This window comes from Hymenobacter sp. BT559 (assembly GCF_017571525.1).
Taxonomy (GTDB): Bacteria; Bacteroidota; Bacteroidia; order Cytophagales; family Hymenobacteraceae; genus Hymenobacter; species Hymenobacter ginsengisoli.
On record NZ_JAGETY010000010.1, the window covers coordinates 176,643 to 197,931 of the forward strand.

Annotated in this window: 17 protein-coding genes; 13 read left to right on the forward strand and 4 right to left on the reverse strand. The window is 60.5% G+C overall.

What is annotated here, in order from left to right; translation table 11 throughout:
• Positions 1-13: 13 nt before the first annotated feature.
• From J4D99_RS14915 to J4D99_RS14940, 6 genes are all read left to right on the forward strand, one after another.
• Positions 14-1,471, forward strand: a complete 1,458-nt coding sequence (locus J4D99_RS14915; RefSeq protein ID WP_208132528.1) for a B12-binding domain-containing radical SAM protein — start codon at positions 14-16, stop codon at positions 1,469-1,471.
• A gap of 107 nt (positions 1,472-1,578) precedes the next feature.
• The gene (locus tag J4D99_RS14920) at positions 1,579-1,965 is read left to right on the forward strand and encodes a hypothetical protein (RefSeq protein WP_208132529.1); all 387 of its coding nucleotides are present in this window, start codon (positions 1,579-1,581) and stop codon (positions 1,963-1,965) included.
• A gap of 21 nt (positions 1,966-1,986) precedes the next feature.
• On the forward strand, positions 1,987-2,790 hold the full coding sequence (locus tag J4D99_RS14925) for a ferritin-like domain-containing protein (protein ID WP_208132530.1): 804 nt from the start codon (positions 1,987-1,989) through the stop codon (positions 2,788-2,790).
• A gap of 130 nt (positions 2,791-2,920) precedes the next feature.
• On the forward strand, positions 2,921-3,310 hold the full coding sequence (locus tag J4D99_RS14930; RefSeq protein WP_208132531.1) for a hypothetical protein: 390 nt from the start codon (positions 2,921-2,923) through the stop codon (positions 3,308-3,310).
• A gap of 35 nt (positions 3,311-3,345) precedes the next feature.
• Complete coding sequence (locus tag J4D99_RS14935) at positions 3,346-3,792, forward strand: hypothetical protein (protein ID WP_208132532.1); 447 nt, start codon at positions 3,346-3,348, stop codon at positions 3,790-3,792.
• Between the two features lie 45 nt (positions 3,793-3,837).
• Positions 3,838-6,243, forward strand: a complete 2,406-nt coding sequence (locus J4D99_RS14940; protein ID WP_208132533.1) for a transglycosylase domain-containing protein — start codon at positions 3,838-3,840, stop codon at positions 6,241-6,243.
• 165 nt (positions 6,244-6,408) lie between these two features.
• Here the strand turns inward: J4D99_RS14940 and J4D99_RS14945 are convergent, their stop codons facing one another.
• Both J4D99_RS14945 and J4D99_RS14950 read right to left on the reverse strand, forming a co-directional pair.
• A complete protein-coding gene (locus J4D99_RS14945; RefSeq protein ID WP_208132534.1) occupies positions 6,409-6,555 on the reverse strand; it encodes a hypothetical protein in 147 nt (48 codons plus the stop codon).
• A gap of 132 nt (positions 6,556-6,687) precedes the next feature.
• Positions 6,688-8,103, reverse strand: a complete 1,416-nt coding sequence (locus J4D99_RS14950; protein WP_208132535.1) for a type III PLP-dependent enzyme domain-containing protein — start codon at positions 8,101-8,103, stop codon at positions 6,688-6,690.
• Positions 8,104-8,328: 225 nt separating this feature from the next.
• Between J4D99_RS14950 and J4D99_RS14955 the strand changes: the two genes are divergently transcribed.
• Positions 8,329-9,306, forward strand: coding sequence for an arginase (locus tag J4D99_RS14955; protein WP_208132536.1), 978 nt, complete (start codon positions 8,329-8,331; stop codon positions 9,304-9,306).
• A gap of 507 nt (positions 9,307-9,813) precedes the next feature.
• On the opposite strand, the gene J4D99_RS14960 is transcribed toward J4D99_RS14955, so the two are convergent.
• The gene (locus J4D99_RS14960) at positions 9,814-12,708 is read right to left on the reverse strand and encodes a T9SS type B sorting domain-containing protein (RefSeq protein WP_208132537.1); all 2,895 of its coding nucleotides are present in this window, start codon (positions 12,706-12,708) and stop codon (positions 9,814-9,816) included.
• Positions 12,709-12,886: 178 nt separating this feature from the next.
• Between J4D99_RS14960 and argS the strand changes: the two genes are divergently transcribed.
• Together argS and J4D99_RS14970 are read left to right on the forward strand one after the other, a co-directional pair.
• Complete coding sequence (gene argS, locus J4D99_RS14965) at positions 12,887-14,680, forward strand: arginine--tRNA ligase (protein ID WP_208132538.1); 1,794 nt, start codon at positions 12,887-12,889, stop codon at positions 14,678-14,680.
• 129 nt (positions 14,681-14,809) lie between these two features.
• Positions 14,810-15,391, forward strand: coding sequence for an LOG family protein (locus tag J4D99_RS14970; RefSeq protein ID WP_208132539.1), 582 nt, complete (start codon positions 14,810-14,812; stop codon positions 15,389-15,391).
• Between the two features lie 88 nt (positions 15,392-15,479).
• On the opposite strand, the gene egtB is transcribed toward J4D99_RS14970, so the two are convergent.
• Positions 15,480-16,826 carry an ergothioneine biosynthesis protein EgtB gene (egtB, locus tag J4D99_RS14975; protein ID WP_208132540.1) on the reverse strand — a complete coding sequence of 449 codons (1,347 nt, stop codon included), beginning with the start codon at positions 16,824-16,826 and terminating at the stop codon, positions 15,480-15,482.
• Positions 16,827-17,080: 254 nt separating this feature from the next.
• Between egtB and J4D99_RS14980 the strand changes: the two genes are divergently transcribed.
• The 4 genes from J4D99_RS14980 to J4D99_RS14995 all read left to right on the forward strand — a co-directional run bounded on the left by J4D99_RS14980 (position 17,081) and on the right by J4D99_RS14995 (position 21,177).
• Complete coding sequence (locus J4D99_RS14980) at positions 17,081-17,362, forward strand: KGG domain-containing protein (protein WP_208132541.1); 282 nt, start codon at positions 17,081-17,083, stop codon at positions 17,360-17,362.
• A 26-nt stretch (positions 17,363-17,388) separates the two neighbouring features.
• Positions 17,389-18,462 (forward strand): o-succinylbenzoate synthase, encoded by a 1,074-nt coding sequence (locus tag J4D99_RS14985; RefSeq protein ID WP_208132542.1) that lies wholly within the window; start codon positions 17,389-17,391, stop codon positions 18,460-18,462.
• Positions 18,463-18,583: 121 nt separating this feature from the next.
• Positions 18,584-19,888, forward strand: a complete 1,305-nt coding sequence (locus J4D99_RS14990; protein ID WP_208132543.1) for an aspartyl protease family protein — start codon at positions 18,584-18,586, stop codon at positions 19,886-19,888.
• An 83-nt stretch (positions 19,889-19,971) separates the two neighbouring features.
• Positions 19,972-21,177, forward strand: coding sequence for a lysophospholipid acyltransferase family protein (locus J4D99_RS14995; RefSeq protein ID WP_208132544.1), 1,206 nt, complete (start codon positions 19,972-19,974; stop codon positions 21,175-21,177).
• Positions 21,178-21,289: the final 112 nt, after the last annotated feature.

Consider the following 21,289-nt stretch of genomic DNA (forward strand, 5'->3'; position numbering starts at 1 on the left):
TAACTGAATAGCCATGCGCGTCAAACTCATTTTGCCCGCCCTCACCGAGGCCACCAACCCCTACTGGCGGCCCATCAAGTACTCGCTGTTTCCGCCGTTGGGGCTAGCCACGCTGGCCGCCTACCTGCCGCCCGATTGGGAAGTAGACATGCAGGACGAGCACGTCGAAAAGCTGCACCTGCACGATGCGCCCAACCTGGTTATTATCCAGGTCTACATCACCAATGCCTACCGCGCCTACGCCCTGGCCGACCACTACCGCGCCCGCGGCGCCTACGTGTGCCTGGGTGGCCTGCACGTAACCAGCCTGCCCGACGAGGCCGCCCCGCACGCCGACAGCATTTTCCTGGGGCCAGGCGAAGAGACGTTTCCGCAGTTTCTGCACGATTTCCAGTTCGGGCGGCCCCGGCCGCGCTACGTGTCGGGGGCCGGACGCACGCTGGTGGGCGTGCCGCCCATCCGGCGCGACCTCATCAAGCGCGAGCGCTACCTGGTGCCCAACTCGATAGTGGTGACGCGCGGCTGCCCGCATCACTGCGATTTCTGCTACAAAGATGCCTTCTTTGAAGGCGGCAAGTCGTTTTATACCCAAACCGTGGACGATGCCCTAGCGGAGATAAACCGGCTGCCGGGCCGCCACCTCTACTTTCTCGATGACCATTTGCTGGGTAATGTGCGCTTTGCCGCTGGGCTCTTTGAAGGGATGCGCGGCATGGGCCGACTGTTTCAGGGTGCGGCTACGGTAGATAGCATTTTGCGCGATAATGGCCTGCTGGAAAAGGCCGCTAGGGCCGGTTTGCGCAGCTTATTCGTGGGCTTCGAAACGCTGAGCCCAGTCAACCTAAAGTCGAGCAACAAGCCCCAGAATCTGGGCCGCGACTACGCCGCGGCCATTCGGCGGCTGCACGACCTGGGCATTATGATAAACGGCAGCTTCGTGTTTGGGCTCGACGACGACCGGCCCGACGTGTTTCGGCGCACCGTAGACTGGGCGGTGGAGCAAGGCATTACCACGGCCACCTTCCACATTGCCACGCCCTATCCCGGCACGGCGCTGTTCAAGCAGATGGAGGCCCAGGGCCGCCTGCTGCACCGCCGCTGGAATGAGTACGATACCCGCACCGTGGTGTGCCAGCCCGGTCCGCACCTCACCGCCCGCCAGCTCAAAAATGGCTACGACCAGGCATACCGCGACTTCTACTCCTGGACCAACATCACGAAGGCCAGTCGCGTGCACGACACCCTGCGCCACCAGCTTAAGCACTTCGCCTACGCCGGCGGCTGGAAAAAATTTGAGCCCCTCTGGAATTTCATGATAAAATTCCGCCACCTCGATGCCATGCGCCCGCTGCTCGAAGGCATCCTGAGCAAGGTGCGCGGCACCGACCCGCTCGCTAGCCCCGGCCCCTCGCCGCTAGCCCCCGGTACCGCCGCGCCCGAGTTGCTACTGAAACTACCGGTATTACAATAGCCGCTTTTCCCCACCGGTCATGCTGAGCCTGCGAAGCGTCTCGCCCGCGCCGCTCGGGCATTGTTCGCTAGCCTACTCAATCTGCCTTTCTGAGCTAACAAACTTTTATGCGTAATCCTTTTAGAAAGCCGCGTTCACCGGGGCAATGGTTGCTGGGTAGCGTGTGCTGGACTTTACTATGTTTATTTCCCTCCTTACTAATCTATTTCCTATTGGTCGGAATATTTGGGAAAAGCGGCAATGCGAGTGACATTACTTATATGTTATTGGGCTGCATTTCTTTTTGGTCAATGCACTTATTGATTTGGAGGCGAGCAGTATATGCTAGTCCGAGCTGGTTAAAAAGCAATACTGCAAGCTCAGTAATTTTTAAATTAGCAGGTGCTACTTGGTTGTTCTTATTAATTATTTTTCAATTGTTTATCTGTGTAATATTTATTGTATTTACTGAAATAGTAGCAAGTGCTTATTGGAAAGAGAAAATTATTTGGTAAAACCTTTTTAATGCGATTCTCATGACTTTCCACGACATCAAAACCTATTTTCAAACCAACCACGCCCGCTTTGCCGACCTCGCCTGGGACGACCCGCACCAGCTAGGCCCCGCCGAGCTGCGCGCCGTGCGCACCTCCATCCAAACCTTTCAACGGGGCGAAGGCACCGGCGGCGACCACCTGACGGCCCTGGCCGAGCAGCTCGGCGATGCCGACTACGCGGCGGCCATGCGGCTTTTCATTCAGGAAGAAGAGGGCCACGCCGCCATGCTAGGGCAGTTTATGGACCGCCAGGGCATTGAGCGCCTGCAAACGCACTGGCTGCACGCTATTTTTCGGAAGCTGGGGCGGCCGCTGGGGCTGGTGCACATGGTGCGCGTCATTCTCACGGCCGAGGTAGTGGCCACCATCTACTACCGCGCCCTGTTTCGGGCCACGTATTCGGGGCTGTTGCAGCAGATTTGCCGGCGCATTTTGCTCGATGAGGAAATGCACCTGGCATTCCACTGCGTGGCCGTAAGGCAGCTCTCGCCCCGGCGCAACTGGTTGAGCCGCTGGCTGTGGCGCCAGGCTTACCGCGGCCTGATGGCCGGCACGGCCCTGGTGGTGTATGGCACGTGCCGGCGCACCTTCCGGGCCGGGGGTTACGGGCTGCTAAGTTTTTGCACGGCCATTGCCGACGAGTACGCCCGCGTAGAGCAAATGCAGCGGCCCAACAGCCTCATTATGCTGCGCGGTGGGCTGCCGTCGGCAGCTGCCCCGGCTCAGCCGGGCCCGGCCGGCGCCTGGCAGTGGCCGGCGCCGCACCTGCGCGTGGCGCGCTAGGGCACCAGGGTGCCCCAACGGCTCGCCAAAGCTGGAGCTTGGGCCAGGGTAACGTGCCAAGAGTGACAGGATTACTTTGCGACGCAAGTTGTAGATTTCCGGTCCTTTCCACCCCGAAACCTGCTCTCTTATGCCCCGGACCCTGCTGTTGGCTGTCCTGTTTGTTGCCATTGGGCTAGAGCTGGCCCTAGCGGCTGGCGCTTTTTATGCCCCCGCTTTTACGCTGGCCAAATTTGGGGTGCAGTATGGGCCAGCTACCCGGTTTTTAGCTTACCTCACTGGCTGGTTTCTACTGTTTGTGAGCCTGATGGCGCTGCTGGCCTTTGGGCGAGTGTGGCAGGGGCGGCCGGGCTACGCGGGCCTGTGCTACCTGCTGGGCTGGTGGTGGATAGGCATTGGCGTAGGTATTTATATACAGTTCGGGCGACCCGAAAATCTATTACTCGATTCGCTGAAAGGCTTGCTACTCATAGGGCTTACCTGGCAATGTCAGGCCCGGCGTTTGGTAGTGCGGCGCTAACGCGTAACTTGCTGGTAGTTATTCCCGCTGCTGCTATGCCCCGACCCACTACGCCCCGTGCGCTGCCCAGGCCCAAGCGGCTTTCGGCCCTGGGCCGGGGGCTAGCCGCCGCGCAGCTGCTCAAAGAAACCCTCACCATTGTGCTGCTGGGGGTGCCGCTGCTGCTGGCCCAGCCGCTGCTGGTGCCGGCTGTGCTGCCGGGGCTGGTGCTCTACCTGTGCCACTGGGTAATAATGGCAGGCCGTATTCCGCGCCGGTCAGTTGCTCGTATCTGGTTTTTTACGCTGCTAGACGAACTGTGGGGCCTTGCGCTCTACCTGCACGCCTATGATGCGCCCACCGCCCGGCAGCTGCGCTACCTCAAGTGGAGCGTAGGGCTGGGGCTAGTCTTTACCCTAACAGCGCTGGCCGAAGTAGCCTACCGGCGCTACCGCGAGCGGCGTGGGCTGCGCCGGGCACTGCTAGGGGCGTCGCTGCGTTAGGGCTGGCTGGTATCTTTGCCGCTCCCCGCTCCTGACTTGCCGTTCATGGCCGACGAAACTAATCTGCCTGCTGCCTCCGATGCATCGCCCACCCGCCCCACCAAAGGCCGCACCAAGCGGCCCGGTCGGGGCACCCGCCGCCTGGTACGCGTGGCCTGGACACTCTTCTTCATCGGCGTAGGCTTCTTTTTAGCTTATCCGCTGCTGGTACGCAGCAATTTCTTGTTCCTCTTTGGCAAATCGCCGAGCCTGGAGGAGTTGGAAAATCCGAAGGTTGAGCAAGCCTCGCAGGTGTTTACCTCTGATGGTGTGCTCATCGGCCGCTACTTCCGTGAAAACCGCTCGCCGGTGCCGCTTAGTCAGATGTCGCCCTGGCTGGTTAAGGCGCTCATTGCTACCGAAGATGTGCGCTTTAAGGAGCACTCGGGGATTGATGCGCCTTCGTTGGTTGGCTCGGTGTATTATGGCCTGCGGGGCGATAAGCGCGGCGGCTCTACCATCAGCCAGCAGCTCGCCAAGAATTTGTACAAAACCCGTCGGGGTGAAAGCCGGGGTGCGCTAGGCCATATTCCGGGCATCAGCACGGTAGTGGCCAAAACCAAAGAGTGGATAACGGCGGTGGAGCTGGAGCGCCGGTACACCAAAGACGAAATTCTGCGGATGTACCTCAATACCGTTGAGTACGGCTCTAACGCCTTCGGTATCAAGGTGGCCGCCAAGACGTTTTTCAACACCACGCCCGATAGCCTCACGCCTATTCAGGCCGCCACGCTCATCGGGGTTTTGAACAACCCCACGGCATTCAACCCGAAGTTTCACCCGGCGGCCTCGCGCCGCCGCCGCAACGTGGTACTGCAGCGGCTAGGCCAGTCCGGCGCCCTGAAGCCCGCCGAAGTAGCTGCGCTGCAAGCTGAGCCCATTGTGCTTAACTATCAGATTGAAAAGCACATCGACGGGCCCGATACGTACTTCCGGGGGGCTATCAGCCAGACGGTGAACCGCTGGTGCGAAGCCCACGGCTACGATATGTACCGCGATGGCCTGCGCATCTACACCAGCATCGACTCGCGCATGCAGGACCATGCCGAGCAGGCCGTGCACCAGCGCATGAAGCAGCTGCAGCAGCAGTTCGACAACTTCTGGCGCAACAAGGGCCAGAACCCCTGGGTGGATGAGGAAGGCCACGAAATCCCGGACTTCATCGAAACCCAGATGAAGCGCACCCAGAGCTACCACAGCCTGGCTGCCCGCTACCAGGGCCGCCCCGCCAGCCTCGATTCGGCGCTGCATGCCAAGCGCCCGATGAAAGTGTTTACCTGGAAAAAGCAGGACGGCGATACCACCCTGGTGATGTCGCCGCTCGATTCGCTGGCCTACTACAAGCACTTTCTGCAGGCCGGTATGATGACCATGGACCCTTTTACGGGCTCCATCAAGGCCTGGGTGGGCGGGCTCGATTACCGCTTCTTCCAGTACGACCACGTGAAGCAGGGCAAGCGCCAGGCGGGCTCTACGTTCAAGCCCTTCGTGTACCTCACGGCCCTGGACAATGGCTACTCGCCCTGCGACCGTATTCGTGACGAGCGCGTGACCATCAACTACGTCGAAAACGGCAAGCCCATGCAGTGGCAGCCCGACAACGTGACCCGCGAATACACGGGCATGAACATGACCCTGCGCTACGCCATGGCCCGCTCGGTAAACTCCGTCACGGCCCAGCTCACCGAAAAAGTAGGCTGGAATAAAGTGGCCGATTATGCCCATAAAGTAGGCATTACCAGCCCCTTGCTAGGGGTGCCCAGTATCGGGCTAGGGTCAGGTGGCGACGTGAGCGTGTACGAGATGGTAGATGCCTACTCCACGTTTATGAACAACGGGTTCCGCTCCGAGCCGCGCATCATCACGCGCATCGAAGACCGCAACGGCAACGTCATCCAGCAGTTTGACCCCGTGCAGCGGCGCGCCATCTCGCCCGAAACGGCCTGGCTGATGACCTACATGCTGCGCGGCGGCATAGAAGAGCCCGGCGGCACCTCGCAGGGCCTCTGGGACTTTCAGGACCTGTGGCGCAAAGACAACCAGATTGGCGGCAAAACCGGCACTACCTCTAACTACTCAGACGGCTGGTACATGGGCCTCACCAAGGACCTCGTGAGCGGCGTGTGGGTGGGTGGCGAAGACCGCAGCATCCACTTCTTCCGCTCGCAGCAGGGCGAGGGCGGCCGCATGGCCCTGCCCGTATTCGGCCGCTACATGGAGAGTATTTACAAGGATAAGGCGCTAGGGTACGACTACGGTCCCTTCCCCAAGCCGCCCACCAAAATCAACCGCAAGTACGTGTGCTACACCGAGGAAGCCCCGCGCCGACACCGCGGCGAGGCCATCGACACCCTAGCGGCGGATAATCTACTGGACCAGTTGAATAACGGGCGTCGGGATAGCGTGCGCTGAAAAGAAGCACTCTGGCTATCTCGTTAAAATTAGTTGATGAGTCTTACGTTAGCCGTAGCTGCTTCGTCCGACGGCAAGCTCACTACCACGGAAAGTAGCAAAACATAAACGCCCGGCCTGCACGCAAGTGCAGACCGGGCGCTTTATTATAAAACCAGCTAAAGTCTACTGGCGCTCTACCGAGGTAGCGGTGCTAGCCGTAACCGGCGCGGCAGCCGATTTGGCCGAGGTGTAGGCGGGGCAGGTCTGGCGGTTGCAGGCGCCGAGGCCGAGGGTAGCGGCCCCAATGGCGAGGATAAACAGCTTTTTCATAAAAGGTATTGATTGAGCGAGACGCGGTTAGATTTCAAAGATAAAGGCTATGAGGCATAAACGTTTACGCCAGGGAAGAGTTTCTGAGAATAGTGCTTTTCTTCCTGCTTAACCTCCAAAAGCGCTCATTTATTATTCAGCGTAGCCCAGAATTTTGAGCATGCTGCTAGCCTCTTGCTTAGGAGCGAAGACATAATCGGTAAGCGTACCATCCTTATCGCGGTCGAGGATGACGTGCTTGGGCGCCGGGATGAGGCAGTGCTTGATGCCGCCGTAGCCGCTCAGGCTCTCCTGATAAGCACCAGTGTGGAAGAAGCCCACGTAGATGGGCTGCGTGCTGGCCGGCTGGTTGCGCGGGGCCTGCAGCTGGGGCAGGAAGGTCTGGTAGATGTGCTTTTCGGAGTTGTAGTAATCCTGCGAGTCGCAGGTGAGGCCCCCTAGCTGGATTTTGCGGTAGGGGCGGTTCCAGCCATTGAGCGCCAGCATAATGAAGCGCTGGTTGAGGGCCCAGGTATCGGGCAGGTTGGTGATGAACGAGCCGTCAATCATGTACCACAACTCTTTGTCATTCTGGAGCTTTTCGTCCAGAATGGAGTAGATGGTGGCGCCACTTTCGCCCACCGTGAAGATGCCAAACTCAGTGAAGATGTTGGGCTCGGGCACGCCTTCCTCAGCGCAGATGCGCTGAATGGTGCGCAGGATTTCGGCAATCATGTACGGGTAGTCGTACTCGAGCTGAATCGAAGTCTGGATGGGCAGGCCGCCGCCGATGTCGATAGTTTGCAGCGTGGGGCAAACTTTGCGCAGCTCGCAGTACTTGTGAATGAAGCGCGACAGCTCCGACCAATAATATGACGTATCCTTGATGCCCGTGCTGATGAAATAATGCAGCATGGTGAGCTCAAAGCGCGGGTCGTCCTTGATTTTTTGCTCGTAGAGCGGCACCGCGTCGGCGTAGCGAATGCCCAGGCGCGAGGTGTAAAACTGGAAGCGCGGCTCCTCATCGGAGGCTAGCCGCAGGCCCAGGTTGGTTTTGGTTTTGACGTGCGCATGGTAATAGTCGATTTCATTGGGCGAGTCGAGAATGGGTAGGCAATTCACAAAACCGTCGTTGATGAGGTCGGAGATTTCCTGCTTATACTCGGTTGTCTTAAACCCATTGCAAATGATGTACTTATCCTTGCCAAGCTTGCCCTGCTCGTAAAGCGAGCGGATGATGCTGATGTCAAACCACGACGAAGTTTCGAGGTGCACATCGTTTTTCAGGGCCTCGTCGAGCACGAAGCGGAAGTGCGACGATTTGGTGCAGTAGGCGTAAGAATACTTGCCGGTGTAGCCGGTCTGGGCAATGCCGTCGGCAAACCACTTTTTAGCCCGCTGAATCTGGGAGCTGATTTTAGGTAAATAAGTGAGGCGCAGCGGGGTGCCGTGCTTCTCGACCAGGGCCATCAGGTCGATGTCGTGAAAAAACAGCTCGTTTTCACGCACCTGAAAATCGGCATTCGGAAAATCGAAAGTTTGGGTAATGAGGTCCTGGTAAGTATCCATCGAAAGCGGAAAAACGGCGATAGTTTCCGACCTTTACGGGCCGGCGTACCAAAAGTACCGCCGGGGGCCGGAAACCTTCCGGCCACGCTTGCATCGGCCCCCGATGAAAGGAAGCGACATGGCTACGGCGCGCGGGCGCCGCAAGGCAGCGCTCGCTAGGGCCCCAACAGGGGCGCTAGCGGTACGATGCAGCGCCCCCATGTTCTTACTTTCTTTTCCCACCCGATGAAACGTATCAAGCTAGTAGAAGTCCGCTCCGAACTGGGTGCTGGCACGCGCGGGGCTAGCCTGGGCATTGACGCCCTGCGCATTGCCTGCCTCAACAAGGGCTCCGATTACTTCCGGCGCTACAACTCGGTAGCCGTGCCCGACCTCAACCACGTGTTGTTTGAGAAAAACCACTTCCCGTTTGCCAAGCACATCGACGCCATTTATACGGTGCAAAAGGGCGTGGCCAGCGCCGTAGAGCAGACGCTGCGCTTTGGCGAGTTCCCGCTGGTGTTGAGCGGCGACCACAGCAGCGCCAACGCTACCATTGCCGGCATAAAGGCCGCGTACCCGCAGAAGACGCTGGGTGTTATCTGGATAGACGCGCACGCTGATATCCATTCGCCTTATACCACCCCTAGCGGCAATGTGCACGGCATGCCCCTAGCCGCCGCGCTGGGCGAAGACAACCTGCCCTGCCAGCGCCAGGCCCTCGACGCCGAAACCGAGTTTTTCTGGCGCCGCATGCAAAACCTGGCCGAGCCCGGCCCCAAGCTGCTTCCTGAGCACTTGGTATATGTGGCCGTGCGCGACACGGAGGAAGAGGAAGAAACCCTCATTGAACGGCTGGGCATCAAGTGGATAAAGCTGCCCGAAATCCAGGCTAAAGGCACGCGCCAGCTAGCCCGCGAAATTTATGAGCACCTGCGCTACTGCGACCTGGTCTACATTTCGTTTGATGTCGATAGCCTCGATTCGAGTTTCAGCAAGGGTACCGGCACGCCGGTGGAAGAAGGCCTCTTTCTCTCTGAAGGCGAAAACCTGTGCCAGGACCTGCTCGAAAACGAGCGCGTGGTATGCTTCGAGATGGGCGAAATCAACCCCACGCTCGACAACGAAAACACGATGGCAAAGAATGCCTTCAACATCCTGCAAAAAGCCACCGCCGCCATCGAGCGCCGCCTGCGGCTGGAGGAGGTGACGGGCCGCAGCTAGCGGCCCTCAGATGTTATTACATCGTTGTCATTGCTTCTCTTTGCTCGCAATGACAAATGGGGCTAGGTCAGCGCGCTGGCTTGGCTACTTAGTAAACTGGCTGATAAGCCTATACGCCCCAAGCGTGTAAGCAGCGGCCGAGGAGAAGTGGTTGCCGCCCTGAATGGGATGCACTTCGACTTGCATGGCATCGTAGGCATCCTGCGAGTTGAAGAAGGGTACGTAGCCGTCGGTGGCATGGAAGAGGGCTCGCGGTGGCGCTAGGGGCGGGTGCGCTCCTTTTCCAGGCTAGAGCAGCCAGCAGCTCGACAAAAGAGGTACACCCGAGGGAAGGCAGAAAAACGAAGGAAAGGCACGCAAGAGCAGGCCCTAGCCAGTACAAGAATCCTGGGTCTAATGCCAGGCAGTGCCAGAGCCACTCCCACTACCCGGCCAGTTGGGTGCCGTACAAAAAACAACCGCCGCTGGTAGGCGGCGGCTGAAGCTTGCAGCAAACGGTAATGGAGGCTAGCGAATTATCTCGACCCAGCCCTTGAACGTGCGCCGGGTGCTGTTGGCATCGGCAAACTGCACTTCGGCCAGGTAGTAGTAGATGCCGCCGGGCACCAGGCCGCCGGTGGCATCGAGGCCAGTGGTGCTGCCCGTCCAGTTGATGTAAGGGTCTTTATCGCCTTCGTATACCTTGCGGCCCCAGCGGTTGAAAATCTGGATGCGGGTGTGCAGCACCGTGCTGGAAGTTTTGGGGCGGAACAGGTCGTTTTTGCCGTCGCCGTTGGGCGTGAAGATGTTGGGCAAGAGGAAGAACGCACACTCATCCTGGCAGGCCGAGTTGCTGAGTGCGCTGCGCACGCCCTGGGCGCTCACGGCCTGCACCTGGTAGCAATAAGCCGATTTCAACAAAAAGCGGTCGGCGTAGTCGAGGCGCGTAGTCGAGTCGAGCACCACATAGCCGCCGGTTTGGGAGCTGCTGCGTAGGATGCGGTAGTAAGCGGCGGCCGTGCTGCACCCAGTGGGCGTGCTGCTCACGGTCCAGCGCAGGTTGTTCTGGTAGCGCTGGCTAGGGGCTGGGTAAGAAGGCAGCGCCGCGAGGCTGTCGCAGTTGGTGGGGTAGAGGCTGAGCACCGGCGTGCAGGGCACTGCTTGCAGCACGGTGCACGTGCGCTGGCTCTTATTCAAGAGGTTAAGTAAGAAGCTGGAGCCAGCATACTGGCCATTGGTTTGCACGTAGTAGCAGTATTGCTGGCCGGGCTGCAGCTTGGGGTCGGCATCAACGAAGGTGCCGCCGCTAGCCCCCGATGTAGCCGTGCCTACTTGGGCAAAAGTCGAACTGCCCGGGTCCTGGCGGTATATCATCGTAGGCTGCTTGCTGTTATCCCAAGGCACGTTGTAGGCCCAGTTCACAGTAATGCGCTTGCTCAGCCCATCGGGCACGAGGCTGGTGCGCACGCTGGTAGCTGGCACGGCCGTTTCGGTAGTTTCGACCGGCGCGCCCGACGAGGCATCGGTGCTAAAAAACGTGAGCTGGTAAGTATACTGGTTGGCCGTGGTGTTCAGGCGCTGGTCCACAAAGGTGGTGTCGCTTAGGTTGGTGATAGTAGCAATGGGCGTAAAGGCCGACGAGCCCGCCACGGCCCGGCCGAGGCGGTAGCCAGCGGGCGTCCCAAACGTGCCGGTATTGGGGCGGGGCTTGGTCCACTTCACCAATATCTCGCCCAGGGTGGCGTCGGTGGCGGTCACGTCTACGTTGGTAAGCTGCGCCGAGCGACCGCTAAACGTCACGCACGTTTCTTCCGACACGATGCTAGCCCCACCTGCGGGCAGCGGAAACACGGCGTAAATGCGGTAGCAATACGTTTTGCCCCTAGCCAGGCCGTTGCCATTATTATCGTCCGAAAAAGCGGTGGTGCCAGGCGCCACCGCGCCTATCTGCACGTAGCCCGAGCCTGCGGGCAGGCCCGTTTGGCAGGGGCCGGGCGTGAAGGGATACGGGCCTTCCTTGCGGAAAATGAGCAATTGGCTGGCATTCTGGCACGTGTATCGGTCCCAGGTCAGCAGGCTGATGAGCTTATTGCCGCCGCTTGGGGAAGCGCGCACATGCTGCGGAGGCGGCCCCACCACCGTGATGCGCACCGTTTTCTCATCAATCAGCACCGGCGCATTCGAGCCGGGTGGCGGATTGTCCTGGGCCTTGAATACTACCAAATAGGGCTGGCTGGCCACATTGCTGCACTCGGTGGCCCACCGGAAGGTGCCGGTAGTAGTGGTGCCCGTGGCCGTTTGGGTAAAGGTGGCTGGGGGCAAAATGCCGCTGTAGGCAAACAGCGTGACCGGGCTAGGGGCTAGCGCCCCGGCCGCCACGCCATCGGTAGCCGCCACGTTGAGCGTGACCGTCGTGCCGGCCACCACGCACACATCGGGCGGCACGGTGAGGGTGGGCGGTAGGTTGTTGGTGGCCGTCACGATAATCTGCATGTCGCGGATAACCGTCCCAATCCGGCGAATGCCGTTGGCCGTGCGTCGGTACTCCTCCACCGTAAACGCGATATTGTAGATGCCCGCCCTGGCCGGCGCATTCCAGGTCACCTGCCCGGTCTGCACATCCATTACAATAATGGCATCACTTTTAGGGTCACCGGGCGGCACGCCACTGTAAGACACCTGCTTGGCGCCCGGCGCCAAGCTCTGGTCGCTCGGATACACGTAGCGCGTGCAGTCCACGGGGTTGGGCTTTTTGCTTGCCACAATCGCCTGAATGTCACCGGGTACTTGCTGGCAGGTGCGCAGGTGAAAGGCTAGCGAGTCGCCATCGGCGTCGTAAGCCGCCGGATTGTGCAAGAAAACCTGCCCAACGGCCGCCTTGTCTACGGCCGGCGCCCGCAGCACCGGCGAGTGATTGCGCCCATAAGCGGGGTTAATGGTAACCGACGACGAGATGTAAAAGGACGTGCCGACCGAGTTATCCATGTTCAGGATGTCTTTATTGCGATTATTGCCAATAAAGCTGACCAGGTACGTATTAGGCCCCGGATACACGTGCTCAAAATCGAAGTAGAGCACTTCGGTTTCGGCCGTCGAGCGGCTAGCATCTACGGTGCGCGTCATCAGCGGCTTGCCGCTGGCATCGGTATCGGTGCCGTGCAAAACGGTGTTGTCGCCGAAGAAAATATAGGTGTCGTTCAAATCCTGCGCCACCGAGCTGCCCTTGTCGCGGTAGATAGTCATCCGAAACCGCAGGTGGTTGGGGTCGCCGCTCACGCTGTCTACCCGCGATTGAATATCGCCCGCCCGAATGTGCGTGGCCTGGGCTATTTGCGGACTCAGCCAACCTAGTGCGCTCAGCAACAGGCTTAGTAGCCAGCCGCGCCAGCGTTTGGGAGTAGCAGCAGGTAAAGAAAGAAGCATAAGTCGAAATATTTGTTGAAAGATAAGCAGTTGAGCCAGAATAGTAAATGCCGGGCTGGCAGTGGGCTAGCCCCCACAGTAGGGCTAACCCACTCGCTAGGCTAAAAGGAGCCGGCCAGCGGCAGTTGCGTTGCAACAGGACGAAGGGGTGCCCGTGCCCCGCCGTACCTTTGCCCTCGTGCAACAGCTTGAACAAACCCTAAAAACCGCCCTGCAAGCGGCCGCGCAGGCCACTTTCGGGCAAGAGATTCCCGCCGCCAGCCTCGTGCTTCAGCCTACGCGCAAAGACTTTGCGGGCAGCTTCACCCTCGTCACGTTTCCGCTCACCAAGGCATTTGGCAAAGGCCCCGAGCAAATCGGCCAGGCCCTGGGCGAGTGGCTGAAAGCCAATACGCCCGCCGTGCGCGGCTACAACGTGGTAAAAGGCTTCCTCAACCTCGAAATCGCCGATGCCGAATGGCTCAAGCTCTTTGGCGAGCTACTGGCTAGGCCGGCCGGCGCACCCGTGCCCACCGGCGGCCCGCAAAAGGTAGTGGTCGAGTACTCATCGCCCAACACCAACAAGCCCCTGCACCTGGGTCACTTGCGCAATAACTTCTTGGGCTACAGCGTGGCCGAGATATTGAAAGCCACTGGCGCCACCGTAGCCAAGGCCAACCTGGTGAACGACCGCGGCATCCACATCTGCAAGTCGATGATTGCCTACCAGCGCTTTGGGCAGGGCGAAACGCCCGAGAGCGCGGGCATCAAAGGCGACCACCTGGCCGGCAAGTATTACGTGCTTTTCGAGAAGCACTACCGCGAAGAAATCAAGCAGCTCGAAGCCGAAGGAGTGGCCAACGACTTGGCCAAAAAGCAAGCTCCGCTGATGCTCGAAGCCCAGCAGATGCTGCAGCAGTGGGAAGCCGGCGATGCAGAAGTGATGGCCCTCTGGCACCGCATGAACGGCTGGGTCTACGACGGCTTCAACGCTACTTATGAGAATATTGGCGTCGACTTCGACAAGTTCTACTACGAGTCGGGCACCTACCTGCTGGGCAAGGAGCGCGTGGAAGAGGGCCTAGCGAAAGGCGTATTCTTTAAAAAAGAAAACGGCTCGGTCTGGGTTGACTTGCAGGCCGAAGGCCTCGACGAAAAGCTGCTGTTGCGTGCCGATGGCACGAGCGTGTATATCACTCAGGACCTGGGCACGGCCGAGCTCAAGTATCAGGATTTTGGCTACGACAGCAGCATCTACGTTATCGCCGACGAGCAGAACTACCACATGCAGGTGCTGCAAGCCACGCTCAAAAAGCTAGGCAAGCCCTACGCCGAGGCCATTCACCACCTCAGCTACGGCATGGTCGACCTGCCCAGCGGCAAGATGAAAAGCCGCGAAGGCACCGTAGTCGATGCCGACGAGCTGGTGCTGGAAGTAGAGGAAGCCGCCAAAGCCGCGACCCTCGAAAAAGGCAAAACCGAAGGTCTAGCCGAGGAAGAATTGCAGCAGCTCTACCACACGCTAGGCCTAGGCGCGCTCAAATACTACCTGCTGAAAGTAGACCCCAAAAAGCGCATGCTCTTCAACCCCGAAGAGTCGGTACGGCTGGAAGGCGATACGGGGCCATTCATTCAGTACAGCTACGCCCGCATCTCGTCCATCCGCCGCAAGGCCGTGGCGCAAGGCGTGGAAGAAAGCACCGATTTCAGCCAGCTAAGCGAGTTGCAAGCCACCGAGCAGGAGCTTATTCAGCAGCTAGCCGGCTACGCAGGCGTGGTAGCCGAAGCCGCTCGCACGCTCTCGCCCGCCGTGGTGGCTCAGTATGCCTATGAGGTGGCCAAGAGCTACAACCGCTTCTACACCGAAGTGCCCATTTTCGCTGAGACTGACGCGCTAAAGAAGGCATTCCGCGTGGCTCTTTCCGCCAAAACGGCCGAAACTATTAAAACGACGCTTGGCCTACTCGGCATCGACGTACCCGAGCGCATGTAATATTCAGTAGCGCGGACTTTGTAGTCCGCGCACGAGCATAGCGGGTATAGCCGTTCGAATGGACGCTAACGCAACTACTCGCTGTGCTCGTGCACGGACTACTAAGTCCACGCTACTCTTCCCTACTTTATGAAAAGCGTAGCAGTATACTGCGGCTCCAGCAGCGGCAATCAGGAAATCTATACCCAGCAGGCCCAGGAAATGGGCCGCGAGTTGGCCCGGCGCGGCCTCACGCTCGTGTACGGTGGTGGGTGCGTGGGCCTCATGGGCACCATCGCCGACGCCGTGCTGGCCGAAGGCGGCAAGGTTATCGGCGTAATCCCCGGCTTCTTGGCCGATAAAGAGCTAGCCCACCAAGGCTGCACCGAGCTGCACATTGTCGACACCATGCACCAGCGCAAGCTGCTCATGGCCGACCTGGCCGAAGGCTTCGTGGCAATGCCCGGCGGCTTTGGTACTCTAGAAGAGCTGTTTGAGGTGCTGACCTGGGGTCAGCTCGGCCTGCACGGCAAGCCCGTAGGATTGCTCAACACGCAGGGCTTCTACGACTCGCTGCTAACCCTGCTCGACCATATGAGCGCCGAAGCTTTTCTGCGTCAGGAAAATCGCGGCCAGCTATTGCATAACGCCAATGCCGCTGCGCTACTCGACGCCATGCAAGCCTACCAGCCCGTGCGCCTCGAAAAATGGCTAACGCCGGAAAAAAGCTAGGTGGAAACACCAACAGAAAACCCGTCTAGTATGCTGAGCTTGCGAAGCATACTAGACGGGTTTTCTGTTGGCTAAAATAGCCAGGTTATTACCGCGCCAGCCGCAGGCCAGTGAACTGCCAGCGCTTGTCGGCGTGGAAGAAGTTGCGGTACGTGAGGCGAATGTGGCTCTCGGGCGTGGCGCACGAGCCGCCGCGCAGCACGAGCTGATTTATCATAAACTTACCGTTGTACTCGCCCAGCGCGCCGGCGGCGCGCTGGTAGCCGGGATAGGCGTGGTAGGGCGAATAGGTCCATTCCCAGCAGTCGCCCAGCAACTGGTGGCACTGGCTAGGGTCGGCATCGGCGGCTAGGGGCTGCGGGTCGAAGTGGCCGGTTTCGAGCCAGTTGCCGCCCTGCGGCGTGGCCCCGAAGTGGCGGGCGGCCGTTTCCCACTCGGCCTCGGTGGGCAGGCGGGTACCGGCCCAGTGGGCGTAGGCATCGGCCTCGTAAAAGCTGATGTGCGATACGGGAGCCGCCAGATTGAGCGGCGCCAGGCCACTAGGGCCGTAGCGCAACCACTGGCCGTCAGGGTCTTGCGACCAGTAGAGCGGGGCTAGCCAACCCTCGCGGTTGACCAGGTCCCAGCCTTCGCCCAGCCAGAATTGAAACTGCCCGTAGCCGCCAGCTTCGATAAACTGGAGAAAGTCGCCGTTGGTCACGAGCCGGTTTTGCAGCTCAAACGGTGCTACCAGCACCTCGTGCACCGGCAGCTCATTATCAAACGAAAAACCTTCCTGCTGATGCCCAATGGCGTAGATGCCACCCGGCACTGGCAGCCAGGCCGCCGGCCGCGTAGCGCCGCCGGGGCTAGCGAAGTCGGCCGGGGCGGTAGTGGCAGCCGGCATTGCCGACTGCTCCAAGTAGGCTGGTGCTAATGGGTTAGTGCTGAGAATATATTTAATATCGGTGGCCAGCAGCTCCTGGTGCTGCTGCTCATGGTGCAGGCCCAGCTCGACTAGCTCGGTAGCCGCAGCGGGTAGCTCGGCTAGCTGCCCGAGCAGGGTGGCCATGTGCTCATCTACGTAGGTACGGTAGCGGTACACATCGGCTAGGGGTGGGCGCGAGAGCGTGCCCCGGTCGGCACGGTTTACCCTGGAACCTAGCGAGTTATAATAAGAATTAAATAAAAAGGCGTAGTCGGGGTGAAAGACTTCATAGTCCGGCAGGTAGTTTTTGAGCAGAAACGTTTCCCAAAACCAGGTGGTGTGGGCCAGGTGCCATTTGGGCGGGCTCACATCGAGGGTGGGCTGCACCACCGTATCCTCGGGCAGCAAGGGCTGCACCAGCGCCACCGACTGGGCCCGCACGGCCTGGTAGTGGGCAGGCAGCGCGGGGCTAGCGGGCGCGGGGCCGGGCGTAGCTAGGGTAGGGAGGGGCGAAGAAGCAGGAGCCATAACAAGCAGAAAGATTGAGCAAAGGAGCCGATTGTTTAACCACGTCGGTAGACCTAGGGTTGCGACCCTGCGCGGCAGCGAAGCTACTCAGCAGGCGCGGCTATGGCCCGGCAGCCCGCTTAGACTGGGGGAGGAGCCTGGTGAAGATGAAAATTCTAACGCTTGTGGAATTTACCTTTTACTAAAAGGGTTTGCAATGGCCAGTAACCTTGGCTTTTAATCTGACCGCATTTTTTTGCCTAGTTAGTTTTTCTATGAGTACCCTTAGTGCTAATACAAATTTGACCGAGTCTGCCCCCGATGCCCGCACCAAAGTTGCGAAGCGCCCGGCCCGGCGCATCGGCGAAAAAAGCCGCCGCGGCTTCGCGGCCATGTCGCCCGAGCAGCAGCGGCGCATAGCCAGCGAAGGCGGTCGCGCCTCGCACGAGAGCGGCAAAGGTCACCGCTTCTCTTCAGACGAAGCCCGCGCGGCCGGCCGCATCGGTGGCGCTATCAGCCGCCGGGGGCCTAAAAAACCGCCCGCTGCCACTGCATAGGCAGTTTTTGGCCGCACCTTTGCCCCATGCTGACTCTTTCTTACCAGCGGCGGGCGCTGCACTTCAACTTTCCGGCGCGCACCTCGCGCGGCGCGCTTACCGAGCACGTAGCCTACTACTTGGCCCTGCACAATGAAAGTCATTTTCCGGCTAGCGTAGGCTGGGGCGAGGCCGCGCCGCTAGCTGGCCTGAGCCCCGAATACGGGCCTGGTTTTGAAGCGACCGTGCAGGCGTTTTGTCAGCGCTTCAATCAAGCGGGCTACCCGACGCTTACGGTGGCCGAGGCGGCTGCCCTGGTGCCGGCCGAGCTGCCTTCGCTGCGCTTTGCCCTCGAAACGGCCGTGCTCGACCTGCACAGTGGCGGCCGCTATCAGCTCTATTGCAATGCTTTTAGTCAAGGGCGGGCAGGCTTGCCCATCAATGGCTTGGTGTGGATGGGCGATGCGGCCTTTATGCGCGCGCAAATCAGGCAGAAGCTAGCCGCCGGCTACGCCTGCCTGAAAGTAAAAATCGGGAGCCTCGACTGGGCCACCGAGCTGGCGCTGCTCGGCGAGATTCGGGCCGAGGCCAGCCCCGCCCATCTCGTGCTGCGCGTCGATGCCAACGGGGCCTTTGCGCCCGCCGAGGCAGCGGCCCGGCTAGCGCAGCTGGCCGAGTTTGGTATTCACTCCATCGAGCAGCCTATTCGGGCCGGGCAGTGGGCGGCGCTGGCGCAGCTGTGCCGCGAGTCGCCGGTGCCGGTAGCGCTCGATGAGGAGCTTATTGGCCTCACCGACCCTAGCCAGCAGGAGGCGCTGCTCGACACCGTGCGCCCACCTTTTCTGGTGCTCAAGCCTACCTTGCTGGGCGGCCACGCCGCCACACGCCGCTGGATAGCCCTGGCCGAGGCGCGGGGCATCGGCTGGTGGATTACCTCGGCCCTGGAATCGAACATCGGCCTCAATGCCGTGGCCCAGCTCACGGGCGAGTACGAGGTGGGCGGTTTTGCCCAGGGCCTTGGCACCGGCCAATTGTACGATAACAACCTCGCCGCGCCGCTCAGCATCCGGGCTGGGGCCCTGTACTACGACCCCGCGGGCCACTGGGAGCAGCCCGCATAGCCATTGGCCAACTCCTGAAAAGACACTTCCAGAACCTGCCAAGCGGCCCCGCTGCCAGGCCTTGCGCAGGCCGCTAACTCGTTGTATATTTAACCTTTCTCAGGTTAATGCGCCGGGTGTTATGCAACGTAGGCTCTCGGGTAAGTGGTGCTGGCTGCGCCGGGTGCTGCTGGCGGTGCTAGGGCTGCTGCTGGGCAGCCAGAGCAACGCGCAGCCCGGCCCGGCCGCCAACGGCATTTTTACCTTTACCCGGCCGGGTCGGCACAAGGCGCGCGTGCCGTTTCAGTCGCCGCGCAACCTGATAATCATCTCGGCACGCCTCAATGGGCAGGGGCCCTTCAATTTTTTGCTCGACACCGGGGTGGCTAGCAGCCTGCTCACCAACCCGCAGCTGGCCGACTCGCTAGGCTTGGCGCACGGGGCCGAGTACCGCCTGCAGGGCGTGGGCGGCGCCGATAGTGGCCTGCGCGCCTACGAAGCACCGCACGTGCAGGTGAGCCTGCCGGGCGTAGTGGCGGCCAGCACCACCTGGCTAGTGCTGAATAACGACGTGCTCGACCTGTCGGGCTACGTGGGCCTGCCCGTGCAGGGCATTATTGGGTCCGATTTATTTCACTCGTTCGTCGTTACCATTCACCCCGAGCAGCGCGAGCTGGTGCTGCTGGCACCCGACCGCTACAAGGCGCCGCACGGCCGGCGCTGGGCTAGCCTGCCGCTGACGCTCGACCACGACAAAGCGTACGTCACGGCCGGCGTGCAGCAGCTGGGCGCCGCCCCTACGGCCGCGCCGCTACCGCTGCGCCTGCTGCTCGACACGGGCGCCGGCCACGCCCTCAGCCTCGAAACTACTGCCGACCACCGCCTGCGCCTGCCCACCCAGCGCCTGCGCACCGACCTGGGCCGCGGGCTCACGGGCATCGTGAGTGGCTCGCTGGGGCGGGTGGCCGCCGTGGAGCTGGGCCGCTACCACCTGCCGCAGGTACTCACCTCTTTTCCCGATTCGACGCAGGTGCACGAGCGCCTCTCGGGCACCGAGCGCGCCCGCCACGGCAGCCTGGGCTACGAGGTGCTCAAGCGCTTCACCACCGTCATCGACTACCCACACGGCCGGCTGCTGCTACGCCCTACGCCCGCGCTGCGCACCCCTTTCGAGCACGACATGTGTGGGCTCGACCTGCTGGCTACCGGCCCTAGCTACCGGCAATACCTGGTGCTGCGCGTGGCTCCCAATTCGCCGGCCGCCTCGGTCGGCATCGCCGAGGGCGAGGAGCTGGTAGCCATTAACCTTATTCCTGCGCAGTTCTTTTCTATTACTGACCTAAACCACATGCTGCACTCGCAGGATGGCCGCGTGCTGCTGCTACTGCTGCGCCGTCGCAGTGGCGAGCTGTATTCAGCCAGCGTCAAGCTTAAGCGGCAGATTTGAAGTAGTGAGCAGTGAGCAGGGGAGTTTTAACTGCGCACTGTTAATTAAACGCAGTACCTTTCGCGGCCGCTCATTCCCGCCCTATGTCTGCCGCTGCTGCCGCTCCTGATACGCTTCCTCCGCCGCTCATTCGGGCCAATCAGCACATTTACCACGATTATTTTCGCCCCGAGTTTACGCAGGCGCTCGACGACAACATCCTGTGGCTGCTCGATAAGGTCTGGTTTCGGTCGCGGCTGGTAGGCTTCGAGCCCTATCCGCAGCGCAACAACCCTAGCCGGCCGCTCATCTTCGCTTCCAACCACTCGGGCATGGCCTTCCCCTGGGATGCCATTATCTCGCTCTCGCACCTGTGGCGCTACTTGCTGCGCACCCGCGGCACCCTGCACGGCCTGCCCCGGCCGCTCTCGGCCCCCATGCTCTCGGCCACTAGGCTGATGAACCCCTACCTCATCACGGATTTCTGGAAGAAGTGCGGCAGCGTCGATGCCACCACGCTCAATTTCGAGACCATGATGTACTACCAGGAGCACAACCTCATGCTCTACCCCGAGGGCGTGCCCGGCATCGGCAAGGGCTTCAACCGCAAGTACCAGCTGCAGCGCCTCGCCACCAGTATGCTGCGGCTGAGCCTGATGCACGGCACCGACATCATGCCGTTTTATACTATCAACGCCGAGTACCTCAATCCCTACGCCTACAGCTTTGACTGGATAAACCGGCTGACCAAGAAAATCGGTATCCCGTTTTTGCCCATCACGCTGTTGCTGCTGCTCGTCATTGTGCAGCCCTGGGCCTTTTACCTGGCCCTGCCCGCTCAGCTCACCTACGTGATGGGTACCCGCATCAGGCCCACCGACTACACCACCAAAAAGCACGACGAGCTGAGCCGTGACGAGCTGCTAGCCCTCTCCGAGCAAATAAGGCTGCGTATGCAGGGCGAGATGGACGCCGCCGTGGCCGCCCACGGCCAGCATCCCTACCGCTGGCGCGAGCTGTGGCAGCGCATGAAGGAAAACCGTCGCTATTTCCCGTTCTTCATGCCCTTTGCCTGGCCGGCCGTGTTCACCGAGTTTGAGCGCCGCTTTGTGAAAAATGGCGAGCGCGATTTTGACCTGCAGCTCGACCAGCCCGGCGCTTTCTGGAAAATGCTGTGGCGCAACCCGCTGGTGCTGGCTTATTTCATTCCGGTGCTAGGCTGGATTCCGCTGGCTATCAAAGGCTATCGCGATAATAAGCTGGCGCGGCTACGCAAACAGCCTGCCGCTGGCAGCAGGGCTAGCGAGTAGGTTGCGCCGGGGTGAATACCTTAGCCGGCACAGTAGCTTCCTATGTGAGGCGGCCTGCGTAGGTTTGTGACAAGTAGTCGGCAAGCCTACTACTTTCGGCCTGCAAGCGAGT